The organism is Paenarthrobacter sp. AB444, from assembly GCF_028736865.1.
GTDB classification, from domain to species: Bacteria; Actinomycetota; Actinomycetes; order Actinomycetales; family Micrococcaceae; genus Arthrobacter; species Arthrobacter nicotinovorans_B.
In genome coordinates, this window is the sequence record NZ_JAQZBY010000004.1 from 43,419 (window position 1) to 67,196 (window position 23,778).

At 63.0% G+C, this 23,778-nt stretch carries 23 protein-coding genes and 1 riboswitch; of the genes, 11 read left to right on the plus strand and 12 right to left on the minus strand.

Annotated elements, in window-relative coordinates:
• Position 1: 1 nt before the first annotated feature.
• Positions 2 to 115, minus strand: a riboswitch (SAM riboswitch).
• A 171-nt stretch (positions 116 to 286) separates the two neighbouring features.
• From hisN to PQ627_RS06760, 4 genes are read right to left on the minus strand one after another with little or no spacing between them, the layout of a single operon-like run.
• Positions 287 to 1,111: a histidinol-phosphatase gene (gene hisN / locus PQ627_RS06745; RefSeq protein WP_144659826.1), complete on the minus strand. Its 825-nt coding sequence runs from the start codon at positions 1,109 to 1,111 to the stop codon at positions 287 to 289.
• Between the two features lie 54 nt (positions 1,112 to 1,165).
• Positions 1,166 to 2,281, minus strand: coding sequence for a ribosome small subunit-dependent GTPase A (rsgA, locus tag PQ627_RS06750; protein ID WP_144659827.1), 1,116 nt, complete (start codon positions 2,279 to 2,281; stop codon positions 1,166 to 1,168).
• Between the two features lie 2 nt (positions 2,282 to 2,283).
• The gene (gene aroA / locus PQ627_RS06755) at positions 2,284 to 3,651 is read right to left on the minus strand and encodes a 3-phosphoshikimate 1-carboxyvinyltransferase (RefSeq protein ID WP_274259470.1); all 1,368 of its coding nucleotides are present in this window, start codon (positions 3,649 to 3,651) and stop codon (positions 2,284 to 2,286) included.
• Between the two features lie 6 nt (positions 3,652 to 3,657).
• Positions 3,658 to 4,173 carry a DoxX family membrane protein gene (locus PQ627_RS06760; RefSeq protein ID WP_144659828.1) on the minus strand — a complete coding sequence of 172 codons (516 nt, stop codon included), beginning with the start codon at positions 4,171 to 4,173 and terminating at the stop codon, positions 3,658 to 3,660.
• Between the two features lie 180 nt (positions 4,174 to 4,353).
• On the opposite strand from PQ627_RS06760, the gene PQ627_RS06765 reads away from it, so the two are divergent.
• Both PQ627_RS06765 and rsrA read left to right on the plus strand, forming a co-directional pair.
• Entirely contained in the window at positions 4,354 to 5,157 is an 804-nt protein-coding gene (locus PQ627_RS06765; protein WP_144659829.1) for a sigma-70 family RNA polymerase sigma factor, read from the plus strand.
• Positions 5,154 to 5,414, plus strand: a complete 261-nt coding sequence (gene rsrA, locus PQ627_RS06770) for a mycothiol system anti-sigma-R factor (protein ID WP_018776387.1) — start codon at positions 5,154 to 5,156, stop codon at positions 5,412 to 5,414. The genes PQ627_RS06765 and rsrA overlap by 4 nt, the downstream gene beginning before the upstream one ends.
• A 113-nt stretch (positions 5,415 to 5,527) precedes the next feature.
• On the opposite strand, the gene PQ627_RS20005 is transcribed toward rsrA, so the two are convergent.
• The 6 genes from PQ627_RS20005 to PQ627_RS06795 all read right to left on the minus strand — a co-directional run bounded on the left by PQ627_RS20005 (position 5,528) and on the right by PQ627_RS06795 (position 13,027).
• Positions 5,528 to 5,602 carry a 50S ribosomal protein bL37 gene (locus tag PQ627_RS20005; protein WP_369299106.1) on the minus strand — a complete coding sequence of 25 codons (75 nt, stop codon included), beginning with the start codon at positions 5,600 to 5,602 and terminating at the stop codon, positions 5,528 to 5,530.
• Between the two features lie 79 nt (positions 5,603 to 5,681).
• Positions 5,682 to 6,296: a PadR family transcriptional regulator gene (locus PQ627_RS06775; protein ID WP_274259472.1), complete on the minus strand. Its 615-nt coding sequence runs from the start codon at positions 6,294 to 6,296 to the stop codon at positions 5,682 to 5,684.
• Positions 6,296 to 7,144 carry a DUF4097 family beta strand repeat-containing protein gene (locus PQ627_RS06780; protein ID WP_274259473.1) on the minus strand — a complete coding sequence of 283 codons (849 nt, stop codon included), beginning with the start codon at positions 7,142 to 7,144 and terminating at the stop codon, positions 6,296 to 6,298. Before PQ627_RS06780 ends, PQ627_RS06775 begins: the two co-directional genes overlap by 1 nt.
• 78 nt (positions 7,145 to 7,222) lie before the next feature.
• A complete protein-coding gene (locus PQ627_RS06785) occupies positions 7,223 to 8,482 on the minus strand; it encodes a serine hydrolase domain-containing protein (RefSeq protein ID WP_443192745.1) in 1,260 nt (419 codons plus the stop codon).
• Positions 8,483 to 8,484: 2 nt separating this feature from the next.
• The gene (locus tag PQ627_RS06790; protein WP_144659834.1) at positions 8,485 to 9,132 is read right to left on the minus strand and encodes a GDSL-type esterase/lipase family protein; all 648 of its coding nucleotides are present in this window, start codon (positions 9,130 to 9,132) and stop codon (positions 8,485 to 8,487) included.
• A gap of 91 nt (positions 9,133 to 9,223) precedes the next feature.
• The gene (locus PQ627_RS06795) at positions 9,224 to 13,027 is read right to left on the minus strand and encodes a multifunctional oxoglutarate decarboxylase/oxoglutarate dehydrogenase thiamine pyrophosphate-binding subunit/dihydrolipoyllysine-residue succinyltransferase subunit (protein WP_274259475.1); all 3,804 of its coding nucleotides are present in this window, start codon (positions 13,025 to 13,027) and stop codon (positions 9,224 to 9,226) included.
• Positions 13,028 to 13,517: 490 nt separating this feature from the next.
• Between PQ627_RS06795 and PQ627_RS06800 the strand changes: the two genes are divergently transcribed.
• The 5 genes from PQ627_RS06800 to PQ627_RS06820 all read left to right on the plus strand — a co-directional run bounded on the left by PQ627_RS06800 (position 13,518) and on the right by PQ627_RS06820 (position 18,932).
• Positions 13,518 to 14,867, plus strand: a complete 1,350-nt coding sequence (locus PQ627_RS06800; protein ID WP_274259476.1) for a hemolysin family protein — start codon at positions 13,518 to 13,520, stop codon at positions 14,865 to 14,867.
• Positions 14,864 to 15,931, plus strand: a complete 1,068-nt coding sequence (locus PQ627_RS06805; RefSeq protein WP_274259478.1) for a hemolysin family protein — start codon at positions 14,864 to 14,866, stop codon at positions 15,929 to 15,931. Before PQ627_RS06800 ends, PQ627_RS06805 begins: the two co-directional genes overlap by 4 nt.
• 118 nt (positions 15,932 to 16,049) lie before the next feature.
• The gene (locus PQ627_RS06810) at positions 16,050 to 17,051 is read left to right on the plus strand and encodes a metal ABC transporter solute-binding protein, Zn/Mn family (protein WP_274259480.1); all 1,002 of its coding nucleotides are present in this window, start codon (positions 16,050 to 16,052) and stop codon (positions 17,049 to 17,051) included.
• 174 nt (positions 17,052 to 17,225) lie between these two features.
• Positions 17,226 to 18,041 (plus strand): metal ABC transporter ATP-binding protein, encoded by an 816-nt coding sequence (locus PQ627_RS06815; protein WP_186313525.1) that lies wholly within the window; start codon positions 17,226 to 17,228, stop codon positions 18,039 to 18,041.
• Positions 18,042 to 18,932, plus strand: coding sequence for a metal ABC transporter permease (locus tag PQ627_RS06820; protein ID WP_274259482.1), 891 nt, complete (start codon positions 18,042 to 18,044; stop codon positions 18,930 to 18,932).
• Here the strand turns inward: PQ627_RS06820 and PQ627_RS06825 are convergent.
• Positions 18,929 to 19,405, minus strand: a complete 477-nt coding sequence (locus PQ627_RS06825) for a Fur family transcriptional regulator (RefSeq protein WP_144660014.1) — start codon at positions 19,403 to 19,405, stop codon at positions 18,929 to 18,931. The two genes, PQ627_RS06820 and PQ627_RS06825, sit on opposite strands and share 4 nt — an antisense overlap.
• A 94-nt stretch (positions 19,406 to 19,499) precedes the next feature.
• On the opposite strand from PQ627_RS06825, the gene PQ627_RS06830 reads away from it, so the two are divergent.
• Positions 19,500 to 20,153 (plus strand): MBL fold metallo-hydrolase, encoded by a 654-nt coding sequence (locus PQ627_RS06830; protein WP_274259483.1) that lies wholly within the window; start codon positions 19,500 to 19,502, stop codon positions 20,151 to 20,153.
• On the opposite strand, the gene PQ627_RS06835 is transcribed toward PQ627_RS06830, so the two are convergent.
• Positions 20,150 to 21,232, minus strand: coding sequence for a PLP-dependent cysteine synthase family protein (locus PQ627_RS06835; protein ID WP_274259484.1), 1,083 nt, complete (start codon positions 21,230 to 21,232; stop codon positions 20,150 to 20,152). The two genes, PQ627_RS06830 and PQ627_RS06835, sit on opposite strands and share 4 nt — an antisense overlap.
• Before the next feature lie 68 nt (positions 21,233 to 21,300).
• Between PQ627_RS06835 and PQ627_RS06840 the strand changes: the two genes are divergently transcribed.
• From PQ627_RS06840 to PQ627_RS06850, 3 genes are read left to right on the plus strand one after another with little or no spacing between them, the layout of a single operon-like run.
• Positions 21,301 to 22,200: a sulfurtransferase gene (locus PQ627_RS06840; RefSeq protein ID WP_274259485.1), complete on the plus strand. Its 900-nt coding sequence runs from the start codon at positions 21,301 to 21,303 to the stop codon at positions 22,198 to 22,200.
• Entirely contained in the window at positions 22,197 to 23,345 is a 1,149-nt protein-coding gene (locus tag PQ627_RS06845) for an NAD(P)-dependent alcohol dehydrogenase (RefSeq protein ID WP_144659844.1), read from the plus strand. Before PQ627_RS06840 ends, PQ627_RS06845 begins: the two co-directional genes overlap by 4 nt.
• Positions 23,342 to 23,770 carry an HIT family protein gene (locus PQ627_RS06850; protein WP_274259486.1) on the plus strand — a complete coding sequence of 143 codons (429 nt, stop codon included), beginning with the start codon at positions 23,342 to 23,344 and terminating at the stop codon, positions 23,768 to 23,770. The genes PQ627_RS06845 and PQ627_RS06850 overlap by 4 nt, the downstream gene beginning before the upstream one ends.
• Positions 23,771 to 23,778: the final 8 nt, after the last annotated feature.

Here is a 23,778-nt window from a genome sequence, read left to right on the forward strand (position 1 = left end):
GGATCCGCGCTTGCCGCATCCGTTCCGGACCGGCCGGGTCGTCACCCGGGGCACCCCACCGCGAATGGAGGGTTGCCGGCCAGCTAACCGGGGTTTAGCGCTGGCACTCGTGACCTGTAAAAAAGGCTAAGGCACGTCCGCGGAAGGGTCCAAAGCCGCGGAGTTTTGTTAAGCCGTTTGTTACGCGGGATTGAAAAGTCAGGGTTCCTGCGAATAAAAGACGGCGGTCGCCCCAAAACCGGGGCAACCGCCGTCGAAAATTCGATGGATCTCTATGTTCCAGGACTCAGGCCGGAGGCTGCAGGAGATCATCCAGTCCGGGGTTAAGGCGCTTCAGGACTTCCGAATGCAGGATGGAGTTTGTGGCAAGCGCATTGCCGCCGAACGGGCCGTCTTCCCCTTCCAGGGAGGTAAAGCGACCACCGGCTTCAGTGACAATCGGAACCAGGGCTGCCATGTCGTAGAGGTTCAATTCAGGTTCGCATGCGATGTCCACCGCGCCTTCGGCCACCATGCAGTAGGACCAGAAGTCACCGTAGGCGCGGGTGCGCCAGAGGTCCTCGGTGAGCCCCAGGAACTCGTCGAGGTTTCCACGTTCTTTCCAGCCGGACAGGCTCGAGTAGGACATGGAGGCGTCGGCCAGGCGGGAAACGTTGGAGACCTTCAGGCGGGTTGCCGATGCCAGGGACCGGCCCATGTAGGCGCCCATGTCCTTGGCTGCCCACCAGCGTTTGCCCAAGGCGGGAGCGCTGACGACGCCTACAACGGGTTCCCCTTCGTCGACGAGGGCGATCAGGGTTGCCCACACAGGAACGCCCCGGACAAAGTTCTTTGTGCCGTCAATGGGATCGATGATCCACCGTCGCGAGCCATGCCCGCTGCTGCCGAACTCTTCCCCCAGGACGGCGTCACGAGGACGTGAGCGCGACAATTGACCGCGGATGGCTTCCTCAGCGGCCTTGTCCGCATCCGTGACGGGAGTGAGGTCGGGCTTGGTCTCGATCTGCAGGTCCAGGGCCTTGAAGCGATCCATGGTCTGGGCATCGACGGAATCGGCGAGGACATGGGCCAGGCGCAGGTCGTCGTTGTAGGTGGAAGCGGGTTGGGTCATGCCACCAAACTATCCTGAAACGCGCGCGGCGGTGGGGACGTTAAGGCATATCCGTCAGTTAACGGTGCCCAGTTCTTTGGCTTCCTTGGCTTCCAGGCGGGGGTCCGCGCCCAGGAGCCGCCGCAGGGATGCCAGGCGCGCTACACCGGAGGGCCCGGCATGGCCGTCGTTGACCCACGCATCCAATCCGCAGTTCACAGCGGTTGCGTCATGCTTGCAGCCACGGTCGCACGTCTCAGTGCCGGGCTCCAAATCCGGGAACGAATGCAGTATCCGGTCAGGATCCACATGGGCCAGGCCGAACGAACGGATGCCGGGAGTGTCAATGATCCAACTTCCGGACGGTGCATCGGCCAACTTGAGGGCGAGAGCCGATGACGACGTGTGCCGGCCGCGGCCGGTTACGGCGTTCACGCCACCAGTGGCACGCTCAGCGCCGGTCAAGGCGTTGACCATGGTGGACTTACCCACGCCGGAGTGGCCCAGCATGACAGTCACTTTCCCACCCAGGTAGGACCGGAGCTGGGAGACGGCATCCCGGTCCAACCGCGCTGACAAGCCGTCATCTGAGCGGGCATCGATGCCGCTGGCCTCGGAGTCGGCAGTACGGCTGATGATCACGGGAAAGTCGAGGCTGAGATAGTTCGCCAGCAACTCCGTGGGATCCTTGACGTCGGCCTTGGTGATCAGCAGCAGGGGCTCAATACCGGCGTCGTATGCTGCCACGAGGGCGCGGTCGATGAATCCGGTGCGCGGTTCCGGATTGGCGGCCGCAACCACCACCACGAGCTGGTCGGCGTTGGCGACCACTACGCGTTCAATCGGATCTGTGTCGTCCGCGCTGCGGCGAAGCAGCGTCCTGCGTTCCTCCACCCGGACCAGGCGTGCCAGTGTGTCGGGTGATCCGGAGACATCGCCTACCAATGCCACGAAGTCGCCCGGAACAACGGGGTTCCGCCGAAGCTCACGGGCGCGGGCGGCGATGACGACGCGCTCATTGGCAGTGTCCTCATCCACGATCGCCCGGTAGCGTCCGCGGTCAACGGTGATGATGCGCCCGATGACGGCGTCGTCGTGGCTCGGGCGGTCCTTTGTCCTGGGCCTGGTTCCCTTTTTGTTCGGCCGGATCCGGACGTCGGATTCATCCCATGAACGTGCGTCGCGCCCCATGGTCAGTTGCTGTCCCCGTCCGGGGTGGCGGATTCGAGCATCCGCGTCCACATGTCGGGGAACTCGGGCATGGTTTTGGACGTGGTGGCTATGTCCTCCACCTGAACGCCTTCGACGGCAAGTCCGAGGATCGCCCCGGCAGTGGCCATCCGGTGATCGGCGTAGCTGTGGACCACCCCGCCATGAAGGGCCGCGGGGCGTATTACCAGGCCATCAGCGGTCTCTTCGGCGTTGCCGCCAAGCCGGTTGATCTCGGCAACCAACGCGGCGAGGCGATCCGTTTCATGTCCGCGCAAGTGGGCGATGCCCGTCAACCGCGAGGGGCCGTCTGCAAGTGCGCACAAGGCGGCGACCGTGGGTGCCAGCTCGCTGGTTTCGTCGAAGTCGGCGCCGTGGATGGATGCTCCGCCGGTCACCGTCAGGGTTCCCTCGTGCAGGCTGACCGTGGCCCCCATGGCTGCAAGGATGGTGCGCCACATGTCGCCCACCTGGGTGGTGCCTGCCGGCCAGTTCGGGACGCGGACTGTGCCGCCTGTTGCCAGCGCGGCAGCCAGGAACGGGCCGGCATTGGACAGGTCCTGCTCGATTCGCTGGTCGAAAGCCCTGATGGTGCCGGGGGAGACACGCCAGTGGTTGGGTACCGAGTCATCCACGGTCACCCCAACACTCCGCAGAACCTCAACGGTCATGGTGATGTGGTCGAGGCTGGGAACGGGTTTGCCCACATGCTCCAGGTGGAGTCCCTCCGTAAAGCGCGCACCGACCAACAACAAGGCGGAGACAAATTGGGAGGAGGCGCTGGCATCGATGACGAGGTGCCCGCCCCGCACCTCGCCGGTGCCTTCCACCGTGAAGGGAAGGGCCGACGGCGTCCTGCCGCCTTCCGCTGCCACCGGCACTCCCAAAGCAATCAATGCCTCGATGATGGTGCCCATCGGACGGTTGCGGGCATGTGGGTCGCCGTCGAAAATGGTAGCTCCGCTGCGCAGGGCAGCCAGCGGCGGCACGAACCTCATGACGGTCCCGGCCAAACCGCAGTCGATGGCGGTTTCCGCGCTGGAGGCTGTGGGATCCAGGGGAGTGATTTCCAGGTCGGGTCCGTAGTCGCCGTCACCGGGAACCTCTGTGACCGTAGCCCCCAACTGCCGAAGGGCCTGGATCATCAGCGCAGAATCGCGCGAATGCAGGGGAGCCCGGAGGCGCGAGGGACCATCCGCCAAAGCTGCCAACACGAGGAACCGGTTGGTCAGCGATTTTGAACCGGGGACAGTCACCGTGGCATTGACCGGCCCTTTGGCATAAGGGGCCGGCCACAGCGGAAGGTCGGCGGCTTTGCCTGTTGCGGTATTGGCGGAGGTGGTTCCTGTCATGCTTCCTTATGCTCCAACTGCGTTGTCTACGGCCTTGCGCACCGCTTTATCTGCCTTCTTGATCTGCTTGCCGGTCACCTTGCGGGCATCGGCTGCCAGGTGCTCTGCGCGCCAGGCAATGCTCGGCCGCCCTTCAGTGTCCACCGATGCCAGGAGCACGCCGCCGGTCAGCGAGATGTTCTTCAGGAGCTGGGCTTTCCGTGCGCTGCGGGCCTCTTTGGTGCTGATGTCCGCTGAGCGCCATTCGACGTAGGAGTTCAGGGCCGATGTCAACGCCAGGACCGTGGCAGCGAAACGGGAAAGCTTGCCGAGGCCGAGCAGGACGCCTGCGCCGAGCTGCGCACCGCCAAGAACACGGGCGAGAGTCTTCTCGTCGGTTCTGAAGGGCAGTGATTCCGAGGCACGTCGCAGGACAGGGGAGAGCTGCTTCGCGGTGTCGTCAGCGTTCTTGAGCTTGTCCAGGCCTGCCACGACGAAGCTGGACGCAAGCATGGGCCGTGCGAGAAAACGGATAAAAGACATGGTGTGCCTCCTGGGTGGCTTGCCACACTGTTCGATGATTGTTGTGTTCACGGGGTGCAGTCGGGTTCTAGTCTTGCACCTTTGCGGAATATTTACCCAGCAGCGACCGTTGTGAGTTTCAGGTGCGGTGAAGACCGGACTGCGGCACGTTGTTGCCGCTCGCTGAACGGAGTTGGTTTTTTGACTTTGGTGAAGGACCGCATGGTTCTGCCCGAGGCCGGGTATGGGGTGCAGCCGGATTCTCCCAAGCTGACAGTAGACTTGGCAACGATGAGCACCATTGAACCGGCCGCAGCGGCCATGTACGAAGCAGCCGAAGCGACGGACGACGACAACGGTTCGGAACAGGCCGCCGTCGATGTCGCAGCGGAAAGCCCTGAGCAGCGGCGCGAACGTTTTGAACGCGACGCCATGCAGTACGTGGACCAGCTGTATTCGGCCGCCATGCGGATGGCGCGGAACCCATCGGACGCGGAGGACCTCGTCCAGGAGGCCTACACCAAGGCATTTTCGGCGTTTCACCAGTACAAGCCCGGCACCAACCTCAAGGCCTGGCTTTACCGGATCCTGACCAACACCTACATCAACCTCTATCGGAAGCGGCAGCGTGAGCCGTTGCAGTCCAATTCGGACACGATCGAGGATTGGCAGCTGGCCAAGGCCGAATCGCATACATCGGCAGGCCTGCGATCAGCGGAAGCTGAGGCGCTTGACCATCTGCCGGATTCCGACGTCAAGAACGCGTTGCAAGCCATTCCTGAGGAGTTCAGGCTGGCTGTTTACTTCGCTGACGTCGAGGGATATGCCTACAAGCAAATCTCGGAGATTATGAATACCCCGATCGGCACTGTCATGTCGCGGTTGCACCGTGGCAGGAAGATGCTCCGGGACATGCTGGCGGACTACGCCGCCGACAGGGGCTTCAAGGCCCACACCGAAGATCAGGCCGCGGCCGGAAGCAACAATCAGGAGAAAGAGAAATGAGCGACTGCCAGGGATTGGGCGATTGCGACGATACGCGAATGCAGCGGATCTATGAGTACCTCGACGGTGCGTTGACCCGCGAGGACCTCACGGAGATCAAGCAGCACCTGGACACGTGTGAAGAGTGTGCCGAACAGTATGACCTTGAGTGCCTTATCCGCACTATGGTCAAGCGCTCGTGCACCGAATCTGCGCCTGAGAACCTCAAGAACTCCATTCTGGACAGGATTCATTCCATCAAGCCTGTTGATGCCTGATCCAGGCGCTGGTTCGAAAGCAGCCCCGCGTTAGGGGGCTTAACGCCAAGGGCCCCGGAAACCGCATGGTTTCCGGGGCCGTCGCTCTTAAGCCTTGACGCTAAGCCGCTGGCTTAGGTGTTGGGACGCTTGCCGTGGTTCGCGCCGCCGCGCTTACGGTCACGACGCTTACGTGCACGCTTGCTCATAGCTGGCCTCCTTCAATGATTGATACTCAATAGAGCTGCCCTCCAGTTTCGCACATCAGGGTGCCGCGCCGCGAACCGGTCAGCTGTTCAGTGAGTTCCGGATGGAGATACGTGCCTGGTCCAGCACTGCGCGCACGGTCTCCAATGCCACAGGGGTCAGGGGCTGGGATGCTCCGTGTTGTCGCAACTCCACGCGGATATCGTCCCGGAAGGCCTGCACCATCAATTCGGCTTCCTTCAGCATCCGCTGGCCCTCGGGTGTGTGGCCCGCCGTACGGCTCCTGGACGTGGCGGACGCGGCGCTGGCGCGGGCTGCTTCGGCTGTCGCGGCCAGATCGGCACGGAGGCCGCGCATGTTGCTGCGGATATCGGCCCGCAGGTTGTCCGCCAGCCGCCTGACCGAAGCCGAGATGGTGTCTTCCACATCCGCCAGTTCTTCCCTGCGGCTGTCCAATTCAGCGCGTCCGGCGGCGGTGATGGAGTACTTGGTGCGGCGGCCTTCGGCCTCTGTGGCAACGAGTCCTTCCTCTTCCAACTTTCCCAGGCGGGGATAGATGGTTCCTGCACTGGGGGAGTACGTCCCTCCGAAGCGATCGCCGAGGGCTTTGATCAGCTCATAGCCGTGCTTGGGGCCTGACTCCAACAGCGCAAGCAAGTAAAGCCGCAGGGCACCATGGGCGAACACGGGAGGCATCAGAGGCCCGCTTCCCCTGGCGAGTGCGGGCTGTTGCCCGCTGCTGGTGCCGATCCATGGATGATGTACGTTTTGCCGGACACCGTATTCGTGCGGACAAGCATGAGCCGCTCATCCGGTCCCACGATGGTGTGCACATTGCTTCCGGGTTGAGCGTACAGCTGGTCATCGATCACCACAGTTCCGCTTGCCGACTTCGCCACGATGTCCAGCCCCACATCGTGGGGGAGCCTGATGGTCAGGTCGCCCGAGACTGAATTGGCTCCAAGGTCGTTCGTGTAGTCCTGGAGATCGAAGCTGAGGTCGCCGCTGACCGTACTGGCGCGGACGTTCGTGAAGGTTCCCGACGCCGTGACCTCACCGGAAACGCTTTTGGCGGTCAGGACGCCGTCGTGGTTCCTGGCGATCACTTCGCCACTGACGGTGTTGACATGCAGTTCGCCGCTGGTGCCGTCCGCCATGACCGAACCTGACACCGTGTTGAGGCGGATACGGCCGCCGGTGCCGGAGACCATGCCGTCGCCGCTCACCGTTCCAGCTTCGACGTCGACGCCGGGTGGCAGCGCGATCCCGACCACCACTGAGTTGGTACTGGTGTTGTTGACGGTCCCCATCAGGTTGCGGAACCACCCTTGGGGGCCCTGCAGCTGATGCCGTACCTCCAGGCGGCCGTCCACCAGCGTTACCGTCAGGGGGTCGCCGGTGATCTCGCTGATTTCGATGCGCACAAAGGGTTCGTCGTGCGTCACGATGTCGAAGCGGCCTTTGACGATGCCCAGCTTCAGGGAGCGGACATTGTCCACTTCAATGGTTTGCGGGCCCGTCACGGTCCAAAGTTCCTCTGACATGATCCCTCCAAGTTGCGATATATCGCGTTGATAAATTCACGATATATCGCGTTTCCCCGGAAGGCAAGGGTTTCCGGGTCAGGATGAAGCGCGGTACAGCTTGCCGATGAGCCCGCGGGCGATCACCACGGCAGGATCCCGCCCGTCGGCCGCCGGCGCCAGGTTGGTCCAGACAATCAGCGTGACGCCGTTACTGGGGTCGCTGCCCATGAAGGTGTTGAATCCCGGCAGCTCGCCCGTATGGCCGTAGAGCTTCCCGAACTTCGCTATTCCCAGGCCATAGGAGGCGCCGTTGGGGTCGTCTGGTTTGGTAGGGAAGAAGGTCTCGAGGCGCTTTTTCTGCAGCTCGGCATCCAGAAGCTTTCCGTTGACCATAGCTTCGCCCAAGGTTTTCAAATCGGCGGCGGTGGAAATTCCCGAGCCGGCGGCCCATGCCCAGGAGGGGTTCACGTCAGTGACGTCGTTGGGCGCCAGTGCGCCCGATGCCGCTTCCTTCTGCATGTCCCCGGGAAGGGCAGGATCGGTCATTGTCAGTACGTTGTCGCCATAAAAGTAGCCCTTCGGGTGCGGTTCCGGGATGCTGTTGGACGAGATGTCGGGGAAGAGCGTGCCCTTCAAGCCAAGGGGCTCGAAGATGCGCTCCTTGAACAACTGTCCCAGGGGCTTTCCCTCGACCTTCTCGGCAACCAGGCCCAGAAGCACCGTATTCGTGTTGGAGTAGTGGAACCCTTGTCCGGGGGCAAAATACGGGGGATGGGCAAAGGCCAACGCGAGGAGTTCTTCGGGCTTCCACTGCCTTTGCGGCTGGTTGTCCAAGGCCGTGTTGAGCTCAAGGGTTTCGGTGTAGTTGAAGAGGCCGCTCCGCATGGTCATCATCTGTTCAAGGGTGATGGCGTCACCATTGGGGACATCACGACGATACTTGGACACCGGGTCGGTCAGGGCCAGCTTGCCCTCCTGGACCAATTGGAGGACCACTGTGGTGGTCCAGGTCTTGGTGACAGAACCGACGCGGATGTGGTCTTCAGCCGACACCGGACGATCGGAGCCGCGCACCCCTGTCCCGTAGGTCGAGGAGAGGTTCCCATCCGGCGTCTGCAAGAGGACGACGGCGCCGGGCACCATGACCTCTTTGGCGGCGCGTTCGAACTCCGTGCGCAACGTTCCGGCGTCGAACGGTTGCAGGGCAGCGCTTGCCGACGACGGCGAAGCGGTGCCACTGGAAGTTCCTGCCGGAGGAGCAGGAGGAGGGGAACTGCAGGAAACTGTGGTGAGGACGACGGCGAGGACTGCTGCTGCCAACGATGCTCTTACAGAAAGCTGCGCGTTCCGCGTCATGGCTACTCCGGTTGGGCGATGTTAAGCCACTGGAACCAGCCCCGGTGCAGTACCAGCCACGCAATCAATCCGTAGCCTGCCTGGCCCGGTGTTCCCCCATTGGCTGCGAGGTCCGTCCTCCACTGCTCATGATTGAGCAAGGGGGAGAAGGTGTCAACGTAATGATGGTTCCTGCGGGTCGTCACGTCCGCGAACGCCGTATTGAGTTCAGCGAGCCGCTTGTTGCGTGCAGGGTCAAGAGTAGGCGGCGGACCCACGACGAAAACCTCGACGCTGCTGTGGGAAGCGCCGTCAAGGATGTTCGCCAGGTTCAGGCGGCTGCGCGCCGTGGAGAGACCAAACTCAAGGTCCCGTCCGGACAGGCCTATCACCAAACGGTTCTCATGGGTGTCGCTGAAGCGCCGGCCGGCCTCGTCCTGCCAACGCGCTGCCAGGCCCTCGGTGCCTTCCATGGGACAAGGGAGCGCAAAGCTTTCCACCACGACGGAGTCCTGGGGCGTGCGGGCAAGGACCCGGCCGAGCCAGCCCAGGGCGCGGGGATCCCCCAGACCCGCAAGCAGTTCATCTCCAACAGCTGCGATGCGCAGCTTCCTGTCTTCCACGGTTACCTCTTCACACTCGTTACGGTCCTTGCACAATGTCCGGATCATCAGCCGGTTTCAGGACCGGGGTTCAGTCCCATTAAACAGAACTGCCCGGCCTGAGGCGTGTTTATCGCTCCTCAGGCCGGGCAGTTTCGTTTTACTTACGCTCGAATGCCTGCTTGATCAGGGCATCCTGTTCTGCGGCGTGGCGCTTCATGGAACCGGCGGCCGTGGAAGCCGATGCCGGACGCGACACCAGACGCAGCTTGCGGTCGAGTTCCGGTGCCAGGTTCAGGCCCATGAACGGCCACGGACCCTGGTTGGCGGGCTCGTCCTGTGCCCAGACGATCTCAGCGTTGGGGTACTTGGCGAGCTCTGCCTCGATCTCAGCCTTGGGCAGCGGGTAGAGCTGCTCCACGCGGATGATGGCGGTGGAGGTATCGCCGGACTTCTGGCGGTTGGACAGGAGGTCGTAGTACAAACGGCCCGAGACCAGGATGACCCGGTCCACGTTTGCCGGCTGGACTTCCGGATCTCCGATAACCGGCTTGAAGCCGCCCGTGGTGAAGTCTTCGACGGCGGATGCGGCACCCTTGAGGCGCAGCAACTGCTTGGGCGTGAAGATGATCAGCGGCTTGCGCGGACGGCTGTAGGCCTGGCGGCGCAGCAGGTGGAAGTGCGAAGCAGCAGTCGTCGGGTTGGCGACGATCATGTTGTCTTCGGCACACAGCTGCAGGAAACGCTCGATACGGGCAGAGGAGTGGTCCGGTCCCTGGCCTTCGTAGCCGTGAGGCAGCATCAAAACCAGCGAGGAGCGCTGGCCCCACTTCTGTTCGGCCGAGGAGATGAACTCATCGATGATCGTCTGGGCGCCGTTGACGAAGTCGCCGAATTGGGCTTCCCAGAGAACCAGGGCGTCAGGACGCTCCACGGAGTATCCGTATTCGAAGCCCATGGCCGCGTATTCCGAGAGCAGGGAGTCGTAGATCCACAGCTTTGCCTGGTTGTCGGAGAGGTTGCCCAGGGGCAGCCACTCATTGCCATTGGCGCGGTCGTGGAAGACGGCGTGGCGCTGGACGAAGGTACCGCGGCGGGAGTCCTGGCCAGCGAGGCGCACGGGTACGCCTTCCATGATCAGGGAACCAAAGGCCGCGATCTCGCCAAAGCCCCAGTCAATGCCGCCTTCGCGGGACATCTGCTCGCGCTTCTCCAGGAGCTGCTTGAGCTTGGAGTGGACGGTGAAGCCTTCCGGAATCTCCAAGTGGGCCTTGCCGATTCGGGCAAGGGTCTCGGCGGAGATGGCCGTGGAGGCGGGTGAGTTGGTACCGAAGTCGGCCTGCTGGGCGATGGGGCGCTCGATGTCCGAAACCGCAGCAGAGTCCGCAGTGATGATCGGGATGGGGGAGGTCTGCGCAGCGTGGGTCTCGGCGAAGACCCGCTCCAGGCGTTCCTGGTAGTCGCGGAGCAGCTGCTCGGCTTCCTCTTCGGTGATGTCGCCACGGCCGATGAGGGATTCGGTGTACAGCTTGCGAACGGAACGCTTCGCCTCGATGAGGTTGTACATCAGCGGCTGGGTCATCGAGGGGTCGTCGCCCTCGTTGTGGCCGCGGCGACGGTAGCAGACCATGTCGATGACGACGTCCTTGTGGAACCGCTGGCGGAACTCGTAGGCGAGCTGCGCGATGCGCACCACGGCTTCGGGGTCGTCGCCGTTCACGTGGAAGACCGGTGCCTGGATCATCTTGGCAACGTCCGTGGAGTACGTGGATGAACGCGAGGACGACGGTGCGGTGGTGAAGCCCACCTGGTTGTTCACGATCACGTGGATCGTGCCACCGGTGCGGTAGCCGCGCAGCTGGGAAAGGTTCAGGGTTTCCGCCACTACGCCCTGGCCGGCGAAGGCTGCGTCACCGTGGACCATGATCGGAAGCACGGGGAAGGATTCGCCCTGGTCGAGGCGGTCCTGCTTGGCGCGGACGATGCCCTCAAGGACGGAGTCCACTGCTTCGAGGTGCGACGGGTTGGCGGCCAGGTAGACCTTTGTCTGCTTGCCGTTGTCCGAGGTGAAGGTTCCCTCGGTGCCGAGGTGGTACTTGACGTCACCGGAGCCCTGGACGGAGCGCGGGTCCTGGGTGCCTTCGAACTCGCGGAACACCTGGGCGTAGGTCTTGCCCGCGATGTTGGTGAGCACGTTGAGGCGGCCACGGTGGGCCATGCCGATGGCGACTTCGTCGAGTCCGTCGTCGGCCGCATCCGAGATGATGGCGTCCAGCAGCGGGATCAACGATTCGCCGCCTTCGAGCGAGAAGCGCTTCTGGCCCACGAACTTGGTCTGCAGGAAGGTCTCGAAAGCTTCGGCTGCGTTGAGCTTGGAGACGATCCGCAGCTGCTCTTCGCGGCTCGGCTTGGAGTAGGGGTGCTCCAGCTGGTCCTGGAACCACTTGCGCTCTGCGGGCTCCTGGATGTGCATGTACTCAATGCCGGTGGTGCGGCAGTAAGCATCGCGCAGGACGCCGAGGATGTCACGGAACTTCAGCATCGGCTTGCCGCCGAAACCGCCGGTCGGCCACTCGCGGTCCAGGTCCCACAGTGTCAGGCCGTAGGTCAGGACATCGAGGTCCGGGTGCTTGCGCTGGACGTACTCCAGGGGATCGGTGTCCGCCATGAGGTGGCCGCGCACGCGGTAGGAGTGGATCAGCTGCTGGATGCGGGCAACCTTGTTGATCTCGTCAGCCGGATCCACCTGAAGGTCCGGGCTCCAGCGAACGGGCTCGTACGGAATGCGGAGGGCTTCGAAGATTTCGTCGTAGAAGTTCTGCGCACCGAGCAGCAGCTGGTGGACGAGCTTCAGGAACTCGCCGCTGCCTGCACCCTGGATGACGCGGTGGTCGTAGGTGGAGGTCAGCGTGAGGATCTTGCTGATGGCGTTCTGGGCGATGATCTTCTCGCTCGCGCCCTGGAACTCTGCCGGGTAGTCAAGGGCGCCGACGCCGATGATGGCGGCCTGGCCCTTGGACAGGCGTGGAACCGAGTGCACGGTACCGATGCCGCCGGGGTTCGTCAGCGAGACGGTGGTGCCTGCGTGGTCGTCAGCGGTCAGCTTGCCGTTGCGGGCGCGCTTGATGAGGTCCTCGTAGGTGTGCCAGAACTCGGCGAAGTCCATGGTTTCGGCCTTCTTGATGTTCGGAACCATCAGGAGGCGGGTGCCATCGGGCTTGGGCATGTCGATGGCGATGCCGAAGTTGACGTGCGCGGGCTGCACGGCGCTGGGCTTGCCGTCGATCTCGTCGTAGTAGACGTTCATCGACGGGAACTGGGACAGCGCGCGGACCACGGCGTAGCCGATGAGGTGCGTGAAGGAGACCTTGCCACCGCGGGCACGGGCAAGGTTCGAGTTGATGACAACACGGTTGTCGATGAGCAACTTGGCCGGCACGGCGCGGACGCTGGTAGCAGTGGGAACTTCCAGGCTGGTCACCATGTTGGTGGCGATGGCCTTGGCCGGACCGCGGAGGACGGAAACGACATCCTCTTCCGGTGCAGTGGGGGCCTTGTTGCTCTTGGGCAGCTGGGCAGGGATTGGCTGCGCAGTGCTGCCGGCGGCGGGCTTCTTTGCACCGTCCCGGGCAACTGTTGCAGGTTCTTTCTTCGCCGGAGCGGGAGCTGCCGGAGCCGCAGGGGCGGCGGCCGGTGCCGCTGCGGGGGCTGCCGGCGCCGGTGCCGGAGCCGCTGCAGCCGGAGCTACGACGGGAAGTACTTGGGTAGGGGGATTGGCAGCTGCTGGAGCTGCAGAGGTTCCGTTGGAAGAAGTGCCGTCAGCGGAAGCAAAGGATTCGAAGAGGGGCCACCACTTGGTGTCCACCGAGTTCTTGTCCTGCTGGTACCGCTCGTACAGTTCGTCAACGAGCCACTCGTTTCCGCCAAATTCCTCTGGTAGACGGTGGCTGGGCTGCTCTGGCACTTGAAATACGCCTCTTCCATGAGTGTTGTTTTCCCGCTGGCCAAAGTTGCTTTTCCGCAACGATGGGACAGGGTCCGGGTCCCGCGAACTCAGACCCCTGACAGTCTAGTTAGGATCGTTGGTTAACTGCCAATAGTGGTGACCTAAATCATGTCGCTGTCGACTCAGTGGGTTGGACCAGCTTTTCGTGTTGCGAATTAAATCGTTTCATGGGCAGGCCCGAGTAAGCGGACTGTAGACTGAAGTTCTTATGGACAGTAAATCTAGGTGCCGGCCTGGGAACTGTCGGGGGAGCCAACCTGGCAACTCCGCACAGCGTGCCCGTCGAGCCGGCAATACCCGTTCACATGCCCATCATGCGCCGGCGTTCACTGCCGGTGGTGCCGCGGACCATGCGTCCGCAGCACCCGACCAGCCTCCGCCGGGTAGAAACCCCGCGCTGAAGGCCTTGACCCCATTGCACGTGCCTGCCCTTGGAGGGATGCGCTAAGTGGAATGGTTTCTTCTCCTGGCCGGTTTTGCCCTGATTTTCGGGACCGGCTTCTTTGTCGCAGTTGAGTTTTCCTTGGTTGCCCTTGACCAGGCAAGTGTCCAGCGTGCTGTCGATAACGGCGACCACGCTGCGGCGCCCCTGCTGAAGTGCCTCAAGTCGCTCTCCACCCAACTCTCCAGCTGCCAGCTCGGCATCACACTGACCACGCTCTTGACGGGTTTCGTGATGGAGCCCTCCGTTGGCCAGCTGCTCCTGGGTCCGCTCGGATTGCTGGGTCTTCCCAGCGAGGTCATCCACTCTGTCGCGTTGATCGTGGCAATGGCCTTCGCCACCCTGCTGTCGATGCTGCTTGGCGAACTGGTCCCCAAGAACATGGCCATCGCCCTGGCCTTCCCTTTGGGGAAGCGGCTCGCGCGCCCGCAGCTGATGTTTACCGCCGTCTTCAAGCCGGCCATCATCGTGCTGAACGGATTCTCCAACAAGGTCCTGAATCTGTTCGGCCTTGAGGCCAAGGAGGAGATCTCGGGGGCACGTACGCCGGCCGAGCTCGCATCGTTGGTTCGTCGTTCGGCGGAGCTTGGCACGCTGGATGCGGGGACGGCGAATTTCGTGGCCCGGACCCTGAACTTCTCCGGGCGTACGGCAGCCGATGTCATGACGCCACGCATCCGCATGGAAACCATCGACGCCGACCAGCCTGTGACCGACATCCTCGACGCCGCACGGCGCACCGGCTATTCGCGGTTTCCGATCATCGGCGATTCCACCGATGACATCCGCGGCGTGGTGCACGTAAAGAAGGCTGTGGCCGTTCCGGCGGATCGTCGTGCCAATCTCCAAGCAGGTGCCATCATGACCGATATCCTGCAGGTCCCCGAGACCATCCACCTTGACGCCCTGCTCTCTGAACTGCGTGAGGGCAACCTGCAACTCGCCGTCGTGCTTGATGAATATGGCGGCACCGCCGGCATCGCCACCCTTGAGGACCTGGTGGAAGAGATTGTCGGAGAGGTCGCGGACGAGCACGACAAAGTGCGCCCCGGGGTGCTCCAAAGCGCCACCGGCGACTGGTACTTTCCGGGCCTGCTTCGGCCGGACGAAGTATCCGAGCAGATTCCGAACCTCACAGTTCCGGACGAGTCCGCCTATGAAACCGTGGGCGGCTACGTCATGAGCCAGCTGGGCCGGATCGCCAAGGTGGGCGACGTCGTGGAAACACCGGACGGGACCCTGACGGTCACCCGAATGGACGGTCGCAGGATCGACCGGATCTGCTTCCACCACATTGTCCGGGATGACGGGCAAAGCGATGCCGGATCCACCCAGCACGAGGCAGGTGCCGTATGAGTGACTGGGCAGGAATTGTCTGGCTTGTCATCCTCCTGATCGGCAATGCCTTCTTCGTGGGTGCGGAATTCGCCGTCATGTCGGCGCGCCGCAGCCAGATCGAGCCCTTGGCCGAGGCCGGCTCCAAACGCGCGCAGACAACCCTGCGCGCCATGGAAAATGTGTCTCTGATGCTGGCCTGCGCGCAATTGGGCATCACCGTCTGCTCCCTCCTGATCCTTCAGGTTGCCGAGCCCGCCATCCACCATCTCCTGGCCGAACCGCTGGAACTTGTCGGCGTGCCGGTTGAGTTGGCGGACGTCACCGCCTTCGTGATTGCGTTGCTGTTCGTCACGTTCCTGCACGTCACGTTCGGTGAGATGGTCCCCAAGAACATCTCGGTTTCTGTGGCGGACAAGGCGGCCCTTCTGCTGGCGCCACCGCTGATGTTCATCGCCCGTGTAGTCAACCCGGTCATTTGGAGCCTCAACTGGCTGGCGAACCACATCCTGAGGTTGATGAAAATCGAGCCGAAGGACGAAGTCTCTTCCTCCTTCACGCTCGAGGAAGTGCAGTCGATCGTCCAGGAGTCCACCCGGCACGGCCTGGTGGATGATGAGACCGGCCTGTTGAGCGGCGCACTGGAGTTCTCGGAGCACACGGCCTCCCACATCATGGTTCCGCTGGACAAGCTGGTGGTACTCAAGACGGCCTCGACGCCGGTGGACCTGGAGAAGGCAGTCAGCCGTACCGGCTTCTCCCGTTTCCCGATGGTGGACGACGACGGCGAACTCGCCGGATACCTCCACGTCAAGGACATCCTGTCCATCCCTGACGAGGGCCGCCGGCACCCCATTGCCGAAGGGCGCATCCGTTCGTTGGCCAACCTGTCTCCGGACGATGAAATCGAGCGGGCCATGTCCGTTATGCAGCGCACAGGTTCGCACCTGGCCCGGGTCGTCGGCGCGGGGGGTGACACCCAAGGTGTCCTGTTCCTTGAGGATGTCATTGAACAGCTGGTCGGCGAGATCCGCGATGCAACGCAGGCAACAGGCATCCGTCGCTTTGGTGCACAGGAAGCCTAGTTTCGACGACGGATAGCGGTTAAAGGGTGGGCAGCGCTGCCGGAGCGATGCCCACCCTTTCTCCTAAATAGGAATCATTCCTATTTAGGGCTACACTGGTTTCTGCCAGTAATTGTGTTTGATTCTCATTTTGAGTAGATCCGAGGTCTTCGTGCGTCGTTCCGCCGCCCGCCTGTCCGTAGCCGCTTCCGCAGGTATCGCAGCGCTCCTGCTTTCCTCCTGCGCCGGTAACGCCGGGGCCAACAGTCACTCATCTTCCGGGGCCATCGAGGTTGTCACTTCCACCAATGTGTATGGCGACATCGTCAAGGCCGTGGGCGGTGACAAGGTGAACGTCAGCGCCATCATCACCAAAACAAGCCAGGACCCGCACTCCTATGAGGCCAGTGCCCAAGACAAACTCGTGATCTCCAAGGCCAAGCTCGTGGTGGAAAACGGTGGGGGCTATGACGAGTTCCTGCACAAGATTGCCGACGAAACCAAGGTCGGCCACGACAACATGATCAGCGCAGTGGACCTTTCCGGGCTGGCTCCGGCAGAGGCAAGCCACAGCGAAGATGCACACTCCGAAGAAGGCCACAGCCACAGCCACGGCGACTTCAACGAGCACGTTTGGTACAACCTCGACGTCATGGGCAAGGTCGCCGACGCCGTGGCAAGCAAGCTCGGCAGCCTGGACGCGGCATCGGCCTCAACGTTCACCGGGAACGCCGATGCCTTCAAGGCAAAGCTCAAGGAGCTGACCGGCAAGCTGGACGCCGTGAAGGCAGCAAACGAGCATGCACCTGTGGCGATCACCGAGCCTGTTCCGCTGTACCTCCTGGAAGCTGCAGGCCTGGAGAACAAGACGCCCGAGGCCTACAGCGCCGCAGTTGAAGAGGGCTCTGACGTTCCGCCCGCCGTCATGAAGGAAACCACCGACCTTCTCAGCGCCGGTTCTGTCCGTTTCCTCGCCTACAACGAGCAGACCGCAGGCCCCCAGACGGAAACCGTCAAGCGTGCCGCCGAGTCTGCACAAGTGCCGGTCGTGAACTTTACTGAGACCCTGCCCGACGGCAAGGACTACATCCAATGGATGACCGATAACGTGGAGTCGGTTTCCTCCGCGCTGAAGAAGTAGCACTTTCCAGCTCCCACAAATGCGATGCAGGGCCCGGCCGGCGTCCTAAGATGTTCAGGATGGCTGTCGGGCCTTTTGCTTGCCGCCACCGAGGCCTGCCAACAACCACGCCGGATGCCCCGGGCCGGTATTGAACAAACTACGTTCCAGCAACGTACGGATAGAGGACAACTTTTGACACCCGTAGTGAGCCTCCGCGGAGCCAGTCTGCAGTTCGGCAAGAGGACACTCTGGAAGGACCTTGACCTCGACATCAACCCGGGCGAGTTCTTTGCCGTCCTGGGGCCGAACGGCAGCGGCAAGACCAGCTTCCTGAAGGTCCTCCTGGGGTTGCAGGAACTTCACGCGGGAACGGTCTCCCTGGCGGGGCATCCGGTGGAACGCGGCAGCAAGCAGATCGGTTACATTCCCCAGCAGAAGTCCTTCGCACCGGACACCCCCTTGCGTGCACGCGATTTGGTGGGCTTGGGTATGGACGGCCACCGCTGGGGGATGCGGCTCGCGTCCGGAAAAATCAATCAGCGCATCGACGAACTGCTCGAACTGGTAGGAGCCTCGGACTACGCCAAGGTACCGGTTGGCCAGCTTTCCGGAGGCGAACAGCAACGGCTAAGGGTGGCCCAGGCACTGGCCACCGAACCCCAGGTCCTGCTCTGCGACGAGCCGTTGCTGTCCCTGGATCTTCACCACCAACAGGGCGTCAGCTCCCTGATCAACAAACAATGCCACGAACGGAACAGCGCCGTGGTCTTCGTAACGCACGAGATCAATCCAGTCATCGAGTATGTGGACCGCGTGCTGTACCTGGCCGGTGGCCAGTTCCGGGTGGGAACCCCGCAGGAAGTCATGACCACGGAAGTTTTGTCCGAACTGTACAACAGCCATGTGGAGGTCATCCACACCAACGGAAGGATCGTCGTCGTCGGTCTTCCGGATGCCACCACGCACTTCCATGACGATGCCCACGCGACCGCCGGGGAGGAGCTCTAAGTGGACCTGGCCGAGATCCTGCAGACCATCTTCAACTTCGAGAACTACGGCGAATTGCTGGTCCTCGTCCAGAATTCGCTCTGGGCCGGCGCTGTCCTTGGATTGCTCGGCGGCCTGGTGGGCACGTTCGTGATGAAGCGTGACCTGGCCTTCGCGGTCCACGGGATCTCCGAACTGTCCTTTGCCGGAGCGGCCTTTGCGCTGCTGATCGGTGCCGATATCATCCTCGGCTCCCTGATCGGTTCGGTGGCGGCAGCGGTCCTGCTGGGCTTCATGGGAGTGCGGGCGCGGGACAAGAACTCGATCATCGGCGTCATCATGCCCTTCGGGCTGGGCCTGGGGATTCTCTTCCTGGCGCTCTACGAAGGCCGTGCAGCCAACAAATTCGGGCTGTTGACCGGCCAGATTGTCTCCGTGGACACCGTCCAGTTGCAGGCCCTGGCCGGAACCGCCGTAGTGGTGATGATTGCGTTGATCGCCATCTGGCGCCCCCTCAGCTTCGCCAGCGTGGATCCGGAGATGGCAGAAGCCCGCGGCGTTCCCGTGCGTGGCTTGGCGATCGGTTTCATGGTGCTTCTGGGCGTCAGTGTGGCCTTGTCCATCCAGATCGTTGGTGCGCTGTTGGTGCTGGCTTTGCTGATCACGCCGGCGGCAGCAGCCTTGCGGGTGACGACCTCGCCCAAACTGGTGGTCCTTTTGAGTGTTGGCTTCGCCCTGACCTCGACGGTGGGGGGCATCCTTCTCGCCCTCGGCAGCCGCATCCCGATCAGCCCCTACGTCACAACGTTGTCGTTCCTGATCTACGTGGTGTGCCGGATCATTGGCCGGATGCGGGTGAACCGTGGCTTGAACGGCCGCGTGACGCGGGACCAGCCTGCCCGGGCGCTTTAGAGCTTTCCTGCGGCCTTCTTGGCAGTGCACTCGGGGCACAAGCCAAAGATTTCCACCGTGTGGGCCACTTCCGTGAAGCCATGCTCCGAGGCAGTGCGGGCGGCCCAGGTCTCGACGGCGGGTGCTTCGACTTCCACGGCCTTGCCGCAGTTGCGGCACAGCAGGTGGTGGTGGTGCCCGGTGACGGCGCAACGCCGGTAGACGGCTTCGCCCTCGCCGTTGCGGAGGACGTCAATGAGGCCGTCGTCGGCCAGGGACTGCAGAATGCGGTAGCTGGTGGCCAAGGACACCGAGATGCCCTTGTTCTGCATCAGGCGATACAACTCCTGGGTGCTGACGAAGTCGTCCAATTCGTCCAAGGCGGCGCTGACGGCCAGGCGCTGCTTGGTGACGCGCTGCTCCTTGGCTCCGCCGGTGGCCGGAGCAGCCGGCCTGCTCGGGTCGGTCGCGGCGGAATTGGTGCCGTGTGGCATGGAAAGGCTCACTTCCGTGGGGATGCTGGCAAACTTCGATTTTACCAGTTGGCGATGCTTGGACACTGTCACGGGCGGCCCATAGGCTGTCCCCATGAAGCTCACCAAGTACACCCATGCCTGTGTCCGGTTGGAGAAGGATGGAAAGGTCCTGGTCATCGATCCCGGTACCTTCTCCGAATCGGAGGAGGCCCTGGAGGGAGCCAGCGCGGTGCTTGTCACCCACGAGCACAATGACCACATCGACCGGCCCGTAGTGTTGGCTGCCCTGCGAAGCAACAGTGCACTGGAAGTGTACGCACCGGCAGGTGTGGCCGCCGCGCTGAAAGAAGACAGTGACGTGGCCGCGCGCGTCCACTCTGTTGATCCCGGCTCAACTTTTGACGTGGCGGGTTTTGGCATCCGGACTTTCGGGGGACAGCACGCTGTGATCCACCCGCAGATTCCCGTCGTGGCGAACATCGGCTACCTGGTGGATGGGAACGTATTCCATCCCGGGGACTCGTTTGTCGTGCCGGATGGGATCAGCGTCAAGACGCTCCTGGTGCCCATTAATGCGCCATGGTCCAAGGTGGGGGAGGTAGTGGACTTCGTCATCTCCGTTCGCGCGCCCAGGGCCTTTCCGGTCCATGACGGACTGCTCAATGACCTGGGCCGCGGAATCGTGGAAGGCCACGTGACAAGGATCGGTGCCCGCTACGGTACGAGCTACAGCAAGCTGGCCCCGCGCGATTCGGTGGAGGTTTAGCCGGTCCACATTCCGGTGTCATGAAAGCGCTCCAGGACTTGCTCGTGCGGGACAGGGTCCAGGCCATGGGCAGCCAGCCAACCGGCGTCGTAATAGCTGCCCTCGTAACGGTCACCGGCGTCGCACATGAGCGAAACGATGCTGCCCTTGCGGCCCTCTGCCACCATCTGCGCCACCAGTTGCCAGACACCCCACAAATTGGTGCCTGTCGACGGCCCGGCGTGGAGGCCTGTGATTTTGCGGAGGTGGCGCATGGCCGCAACCGACGCGGCGTCGGGCACCTGGACCATGTGGTCGATCACGGCCGGCACGAAGCTTGGCTCCGAGCGGGGGCGGCCGATGCCCTCGATACGTGAGGGGAGCCCCGTAGCGGTTGCGGCCGTGCCGTCCCGCCACGCCGGGTAGAAGGCGGAGTTTTCCGGATCAACCACCGTCAGGCGGGTGGCGTATCGGTGATAACGAAGGTAGCGGCCAATGGTCGCGCTGGTTCCACCGGTCCCGGCGCCCACCACGATCCAATCCGGCACTGGGTGCTCTTCAAGGGCGAGCTGTTCAAAGATCGATTCGGCGATGTTGTTGTTCCCGCGCCAGTCCGTGGCCCGCTCAGCGTAGGTGAACTGGTCCATGTAGTGTCCGCCGCAGGTCCGGGCGGTTTCCTCGGCGACGGCGTAAACCTCCGAGGCATGGTCCACCAGCAAGCATGAGCCGCCAAAGTCCTCGATGAGGGCAATCTTCTCGGGGCTGGTGGTCTTGGTCATGACAGCGATGAACGGCAATCCGATCAGCCGCGCGAAATAGGCTTCCGAGACAGCGGTGCTGCCGCTGGAGGCTTCCACGATCGTGGTTCCCTCGGTGATCCATCCGTTCACCAGGCCGTACAGGAACAAGGACCTCGCCAGGCGGTGTTTCAGGCTGCCTGAGCGGTGCGTGGACTCGTCCTTCAGGTACAGCTGCACGTCCCAATGCGTCGGCAGCGGGACCGCGTAAAGGTGCGTGTCCGCCGAACGGTTGTTTTCGGCCTCGATGGTGCGGATGGCCTCGTTGGCCCAGGTCCTGTCCTGAATACACGAATTGCTCACCGGACAAGCCTAGGCTGGAAACGTGGTTCCGGCAGCACCGGCACCAGCCCCCTGACGAAGGAGAACGCATGGCCACCCTGATGACTGTCCCGGAACTGCACCAACGCCTCGACGCAGGGGAGAGGATCGTTCTCCTGGACGTCCGGTGGGTCCTTGGCCGCAATGACGGGCACGGGAACTACCTCGCGGCCCACCTGCCCGGTGCAGTGTTCGTTGACCTGCCAACGGAGCTTGCGGACCACGCCGTGCCAGGACGGGGGCGCCACCCGCTGCCCTCCCCGGAACGGTTCCAGGAAGCTGCGCGCCGGTGGGGCATCAACGACGGCGACACGATCGTCGCGTACGACGACAGCGGCAGCATGGCCGCAGCGCGCGCCTGGTGGATGCTTCGCAACGCGGGGGCAAAAGCCGTTTACCTGCTCGACGGCGGCCTGGCCGCCTGGCGTGCCGCCGGCTACCGGCTGGAGGCAGGCGAGGTGACCGCCGTCGTCGGCAACGTATCCCTGGGGGATGGCCGCATGCCGTCCATCACCGAGCAGGAAGCCTCGCACTGGAGCCGCCAGGGAATCCTGTTGGATGCCCGGGCAGGGGAGCGGTACAGGGGTGAGGTCGAACCCATCGATCCCAGGGCCGGCCACATCCCTGGTGCACTGAGCGCCCCGACAACTGGGAACGTAGCTTCGGACGGTACCTTCCTCCCGGCTGAGGAGTTACGACACCGTTTTGAATTCCTGGGCCTGGATGACAACTCCAACGTTGCCGTCTACTGCGGGTCAGGGGTAACGGCCGCCCATGAAATCGCAGCACTTGAGATTGCCGGTTTCAACGCTGCGTTGTTCCCGGGTTCCTTTTCGCAGTGGTCGAACAACGCAGCGAACGACGTCGCTGTGGGTGATGCGCCGTTCGAAGACGCTGCGGTAGGCCCAAGTGGCATGAGCCCTGCCGACGGGAGTAGCGTCGAAGCATGAATCCTGGACGCCCCGTGCCCCCACCCCTCGCGAAGACCATCACTTTGGACACCACCGAAGCTCCCGCCGGAGTGCTGGCGGCGGCGTATGGTGCCACCTCGCCGGACAGCGGCCTGGTGCCGTTGACAGTGGCGCGCCGCGAGCCCGGTGATGACGACGTGGAGATCGCCATCGAATTCTGCGGCTTGTGCCACTCGGATGTCCACGCGACCCGCGGAGAATGGCGGGTACCCCCGTATCCGCTGGTGCCCGGTCACGAGATTGTTGGCCACGTAACCCGTGTGGGAACCGCGGTGGAGGACTTCTCCGTGGGCGACCGCGTGGGGGTCGGATGCATGGTTGACTCGTGCCGCGAATGCGACAGCTGCCTCGAAGGCCTGGAGCAGTATTGCGAGCGTGGCAACGTCGGTACCTACGGCGCTGCCGATCCCCGCCATGCCGATGCCATCACCCAGGGCGGCTATTCGACGTCGGTAGTGGTGGACAAGCGCTTCGTGCTGCGGGTACCCGAATCGCTGGACCCGGCAGCAGCAGCACCACTCCTGTGCGCAGGCATCACCACCTATTCACCGTTGAGGTACTTCGACGTCGAAGAGGGCGACTCCGTAGGGGTGGTCGGATTGGGTGGGCTGGGGCACATGGCCGTCAAGATCGCCAAGGCCATGGGGGCCGAGGTCACGGTCTTCACTACTTCCGAGTCCAAATTCGATGCCGCCCGTGAACTCGGAGCGGACCACGTGGTGCTCTCCAAGGATGCCGACGCGATGGAAGCCGCCAACCGCAGCATCGACGTCATCATCGATACCGTCGCGGCCCCCCACGACCTCAACCCCTACTTCCGCACGCTCCGCCTCGATGGGGCGCTGTTCCAGCTTGGCCTTCCCGCCGAGGACATGCCTCCGGTCAGCCCGGGCCTGCTCATCCGCCGCCGCCTCGCCTACGCAGGCTCGTTGATTGGCGGGATCGAGGAGACGCAGGAAATGCTGGACTTCTGTGCCGAGCACGGGGTTGCAAGTGACATCGAAATCGTTGGGGCGGAACAGCTCAATGAGGCCTACGACCGCATGGTGGCCGGCGACGTGAAGTACCGTTTTGTGCTGGACACCGCAACACTTCAGGAACCAGCTGAAAGGGCAGACGCATGAGTACCTTGTTCACGAGGATCATCAACGGGGAGATTCCGGGCCGCTTCGTGTGGAAGGACGCAGAAGTAGTGGCGTTCCTGACCATCGCCCCGATCACCCAAGGCCATACCTTGGTGGTCCCGCGCGAGGAGGTCGACTCCTGGACACACGCTACCCCGGAGCTTCTGGCCAAAGTCATGGATGTCGCCCAAAGCATCGGCAAGGTCCAGGAAAAGTTGTTCTCGGCCAAGCGCGTGGGTGTCCTGATGGAAGGCTTCGAGGTTGACCACCTCCACGTGCATGTGTGGCCCGCCTATTCCACCGCGGATTTTGAGATCCACAATGTCGACCACAACCCGGACCCGGCCGTGATGGATGCGACTGCTGTGAAGCTGCGTGCGGCGTTGCGGGCGGCCGGACACGGCGAGGCCGTCCCGGAGGACTGATTTCCCTC

What these genes read in the sequence shown, in the direction of transcription:
- hisN (WP_144659826.1), bottom strand. Translation starts at nt 1,111, where the DNA reads ATGACCCAACCCGCTTCCACCTACAACGACGACCTGCGCCTGGCCCAT.
- rsgA (WP_144659827.1), bottom strand. Translation starts at nt 2,281, where the DNA reads ATGGGGCGCGACGCACGTTCATGGGATGAATCCGACGTCCGGATCCGG.
- aroA (WP_274259470.1), bottom strand. Translation starts at nt 3,651, where the DNA reads ATGACAGGAACCACCTCCGCCAATACCGCAACAGGCAAAGCCGCCGAC.
- PQ627_RS06760 (WP_144659828.1), bottom strand. Translation starts at nt 4,173, where the DNA reads ATGTCTTTTATCCGTTTTCTCGCACGGCCCATGCTTGCGTCCAGCTTC.
- rsrA (WP_018776387.1), top strand. Translation starts at nt 5,154, where the DNA reads ATGAGCGACTGCCAGGGATTGGGCGATTGCGACGATACGCGAATGCAG.
- PQ627_RS06775 (WP_274259472.1), bottom strand. Translation starts at nt 6,296, where the DNA reads ATGCCTCCCGTGTTCGCCCATGGTGCCCTGCGGCTTTACTTGCTTGCG.
- PQ627_RS06780 (WP_274259473.1), bottom strand. Translation starts at nt 7,144, where the DNA reads ATGTCAGAGGAACTTTGGACCGTGACGGGCCCGCAAACCATTGAAGTG.
- PQ627_RS06785 (WP_443192745.1), bottom strand. Translation starts at nt 8,482, where the DNA reads ATGACGCGGAACGCGCAGCTTTCTGTAAGAGCATCGTTGGCAGCAGCA.
- PQ627_RS06790 (WP_144659834.1), bottom strand. Translation starts at nt 9,132, where the DNA reads ATGATCCGGACATTGTGCAAGGACCGTAACGAGTGTGAAGAGGTAACC.
- PQ627_RS06805 (WP_274259478.1), top strand. Translation starts at nt 14,864, where the DNA reads ATGAGTGACTGGGCAGGAATTGTCTGGCTTGTCATCCTCCTGATCGGC.
- PQ627_RS06825 (WP_144660014.1), bottom strand. Translation starts at nt 19,405, where the DNA reads ATGCCACACGGCACCAATTCCGCCGCGACCGACCCGAGCAGGCCGGCT.
- PQ627_RS06830 (WP_274259483.1), top strand. Translation starts at nt 19,500, where the DNA reads ATGAAGCTCACCAAGTACACCCATGCCTGTGTCCGGTTGGAGAAGGAT.
- PQ627_RS06840 (WP_274259485.1), top strand. Translation starts at nt 21,301, where the DNA reads ATGGCCACCCTGATGACTGTCCCGGAACTGCACCAACGCCTCGACGCA.
- PQ627_RS06845 (WP_144659844.1), top strand. Translation starts at nt 22,197, where the DNA reads ATGAATCCTGGACGCCCCGTGCCCCCACCCCTCGCGAAGACCATCACT.
- PQ627_RS06850 (WP_274259486.1), top strand. Translation starts at nt 23,342, where the DNA reads ATGAGTACCTTGTTCACGAGGATCATCAACGGGGAGATTCCGGGCCGC.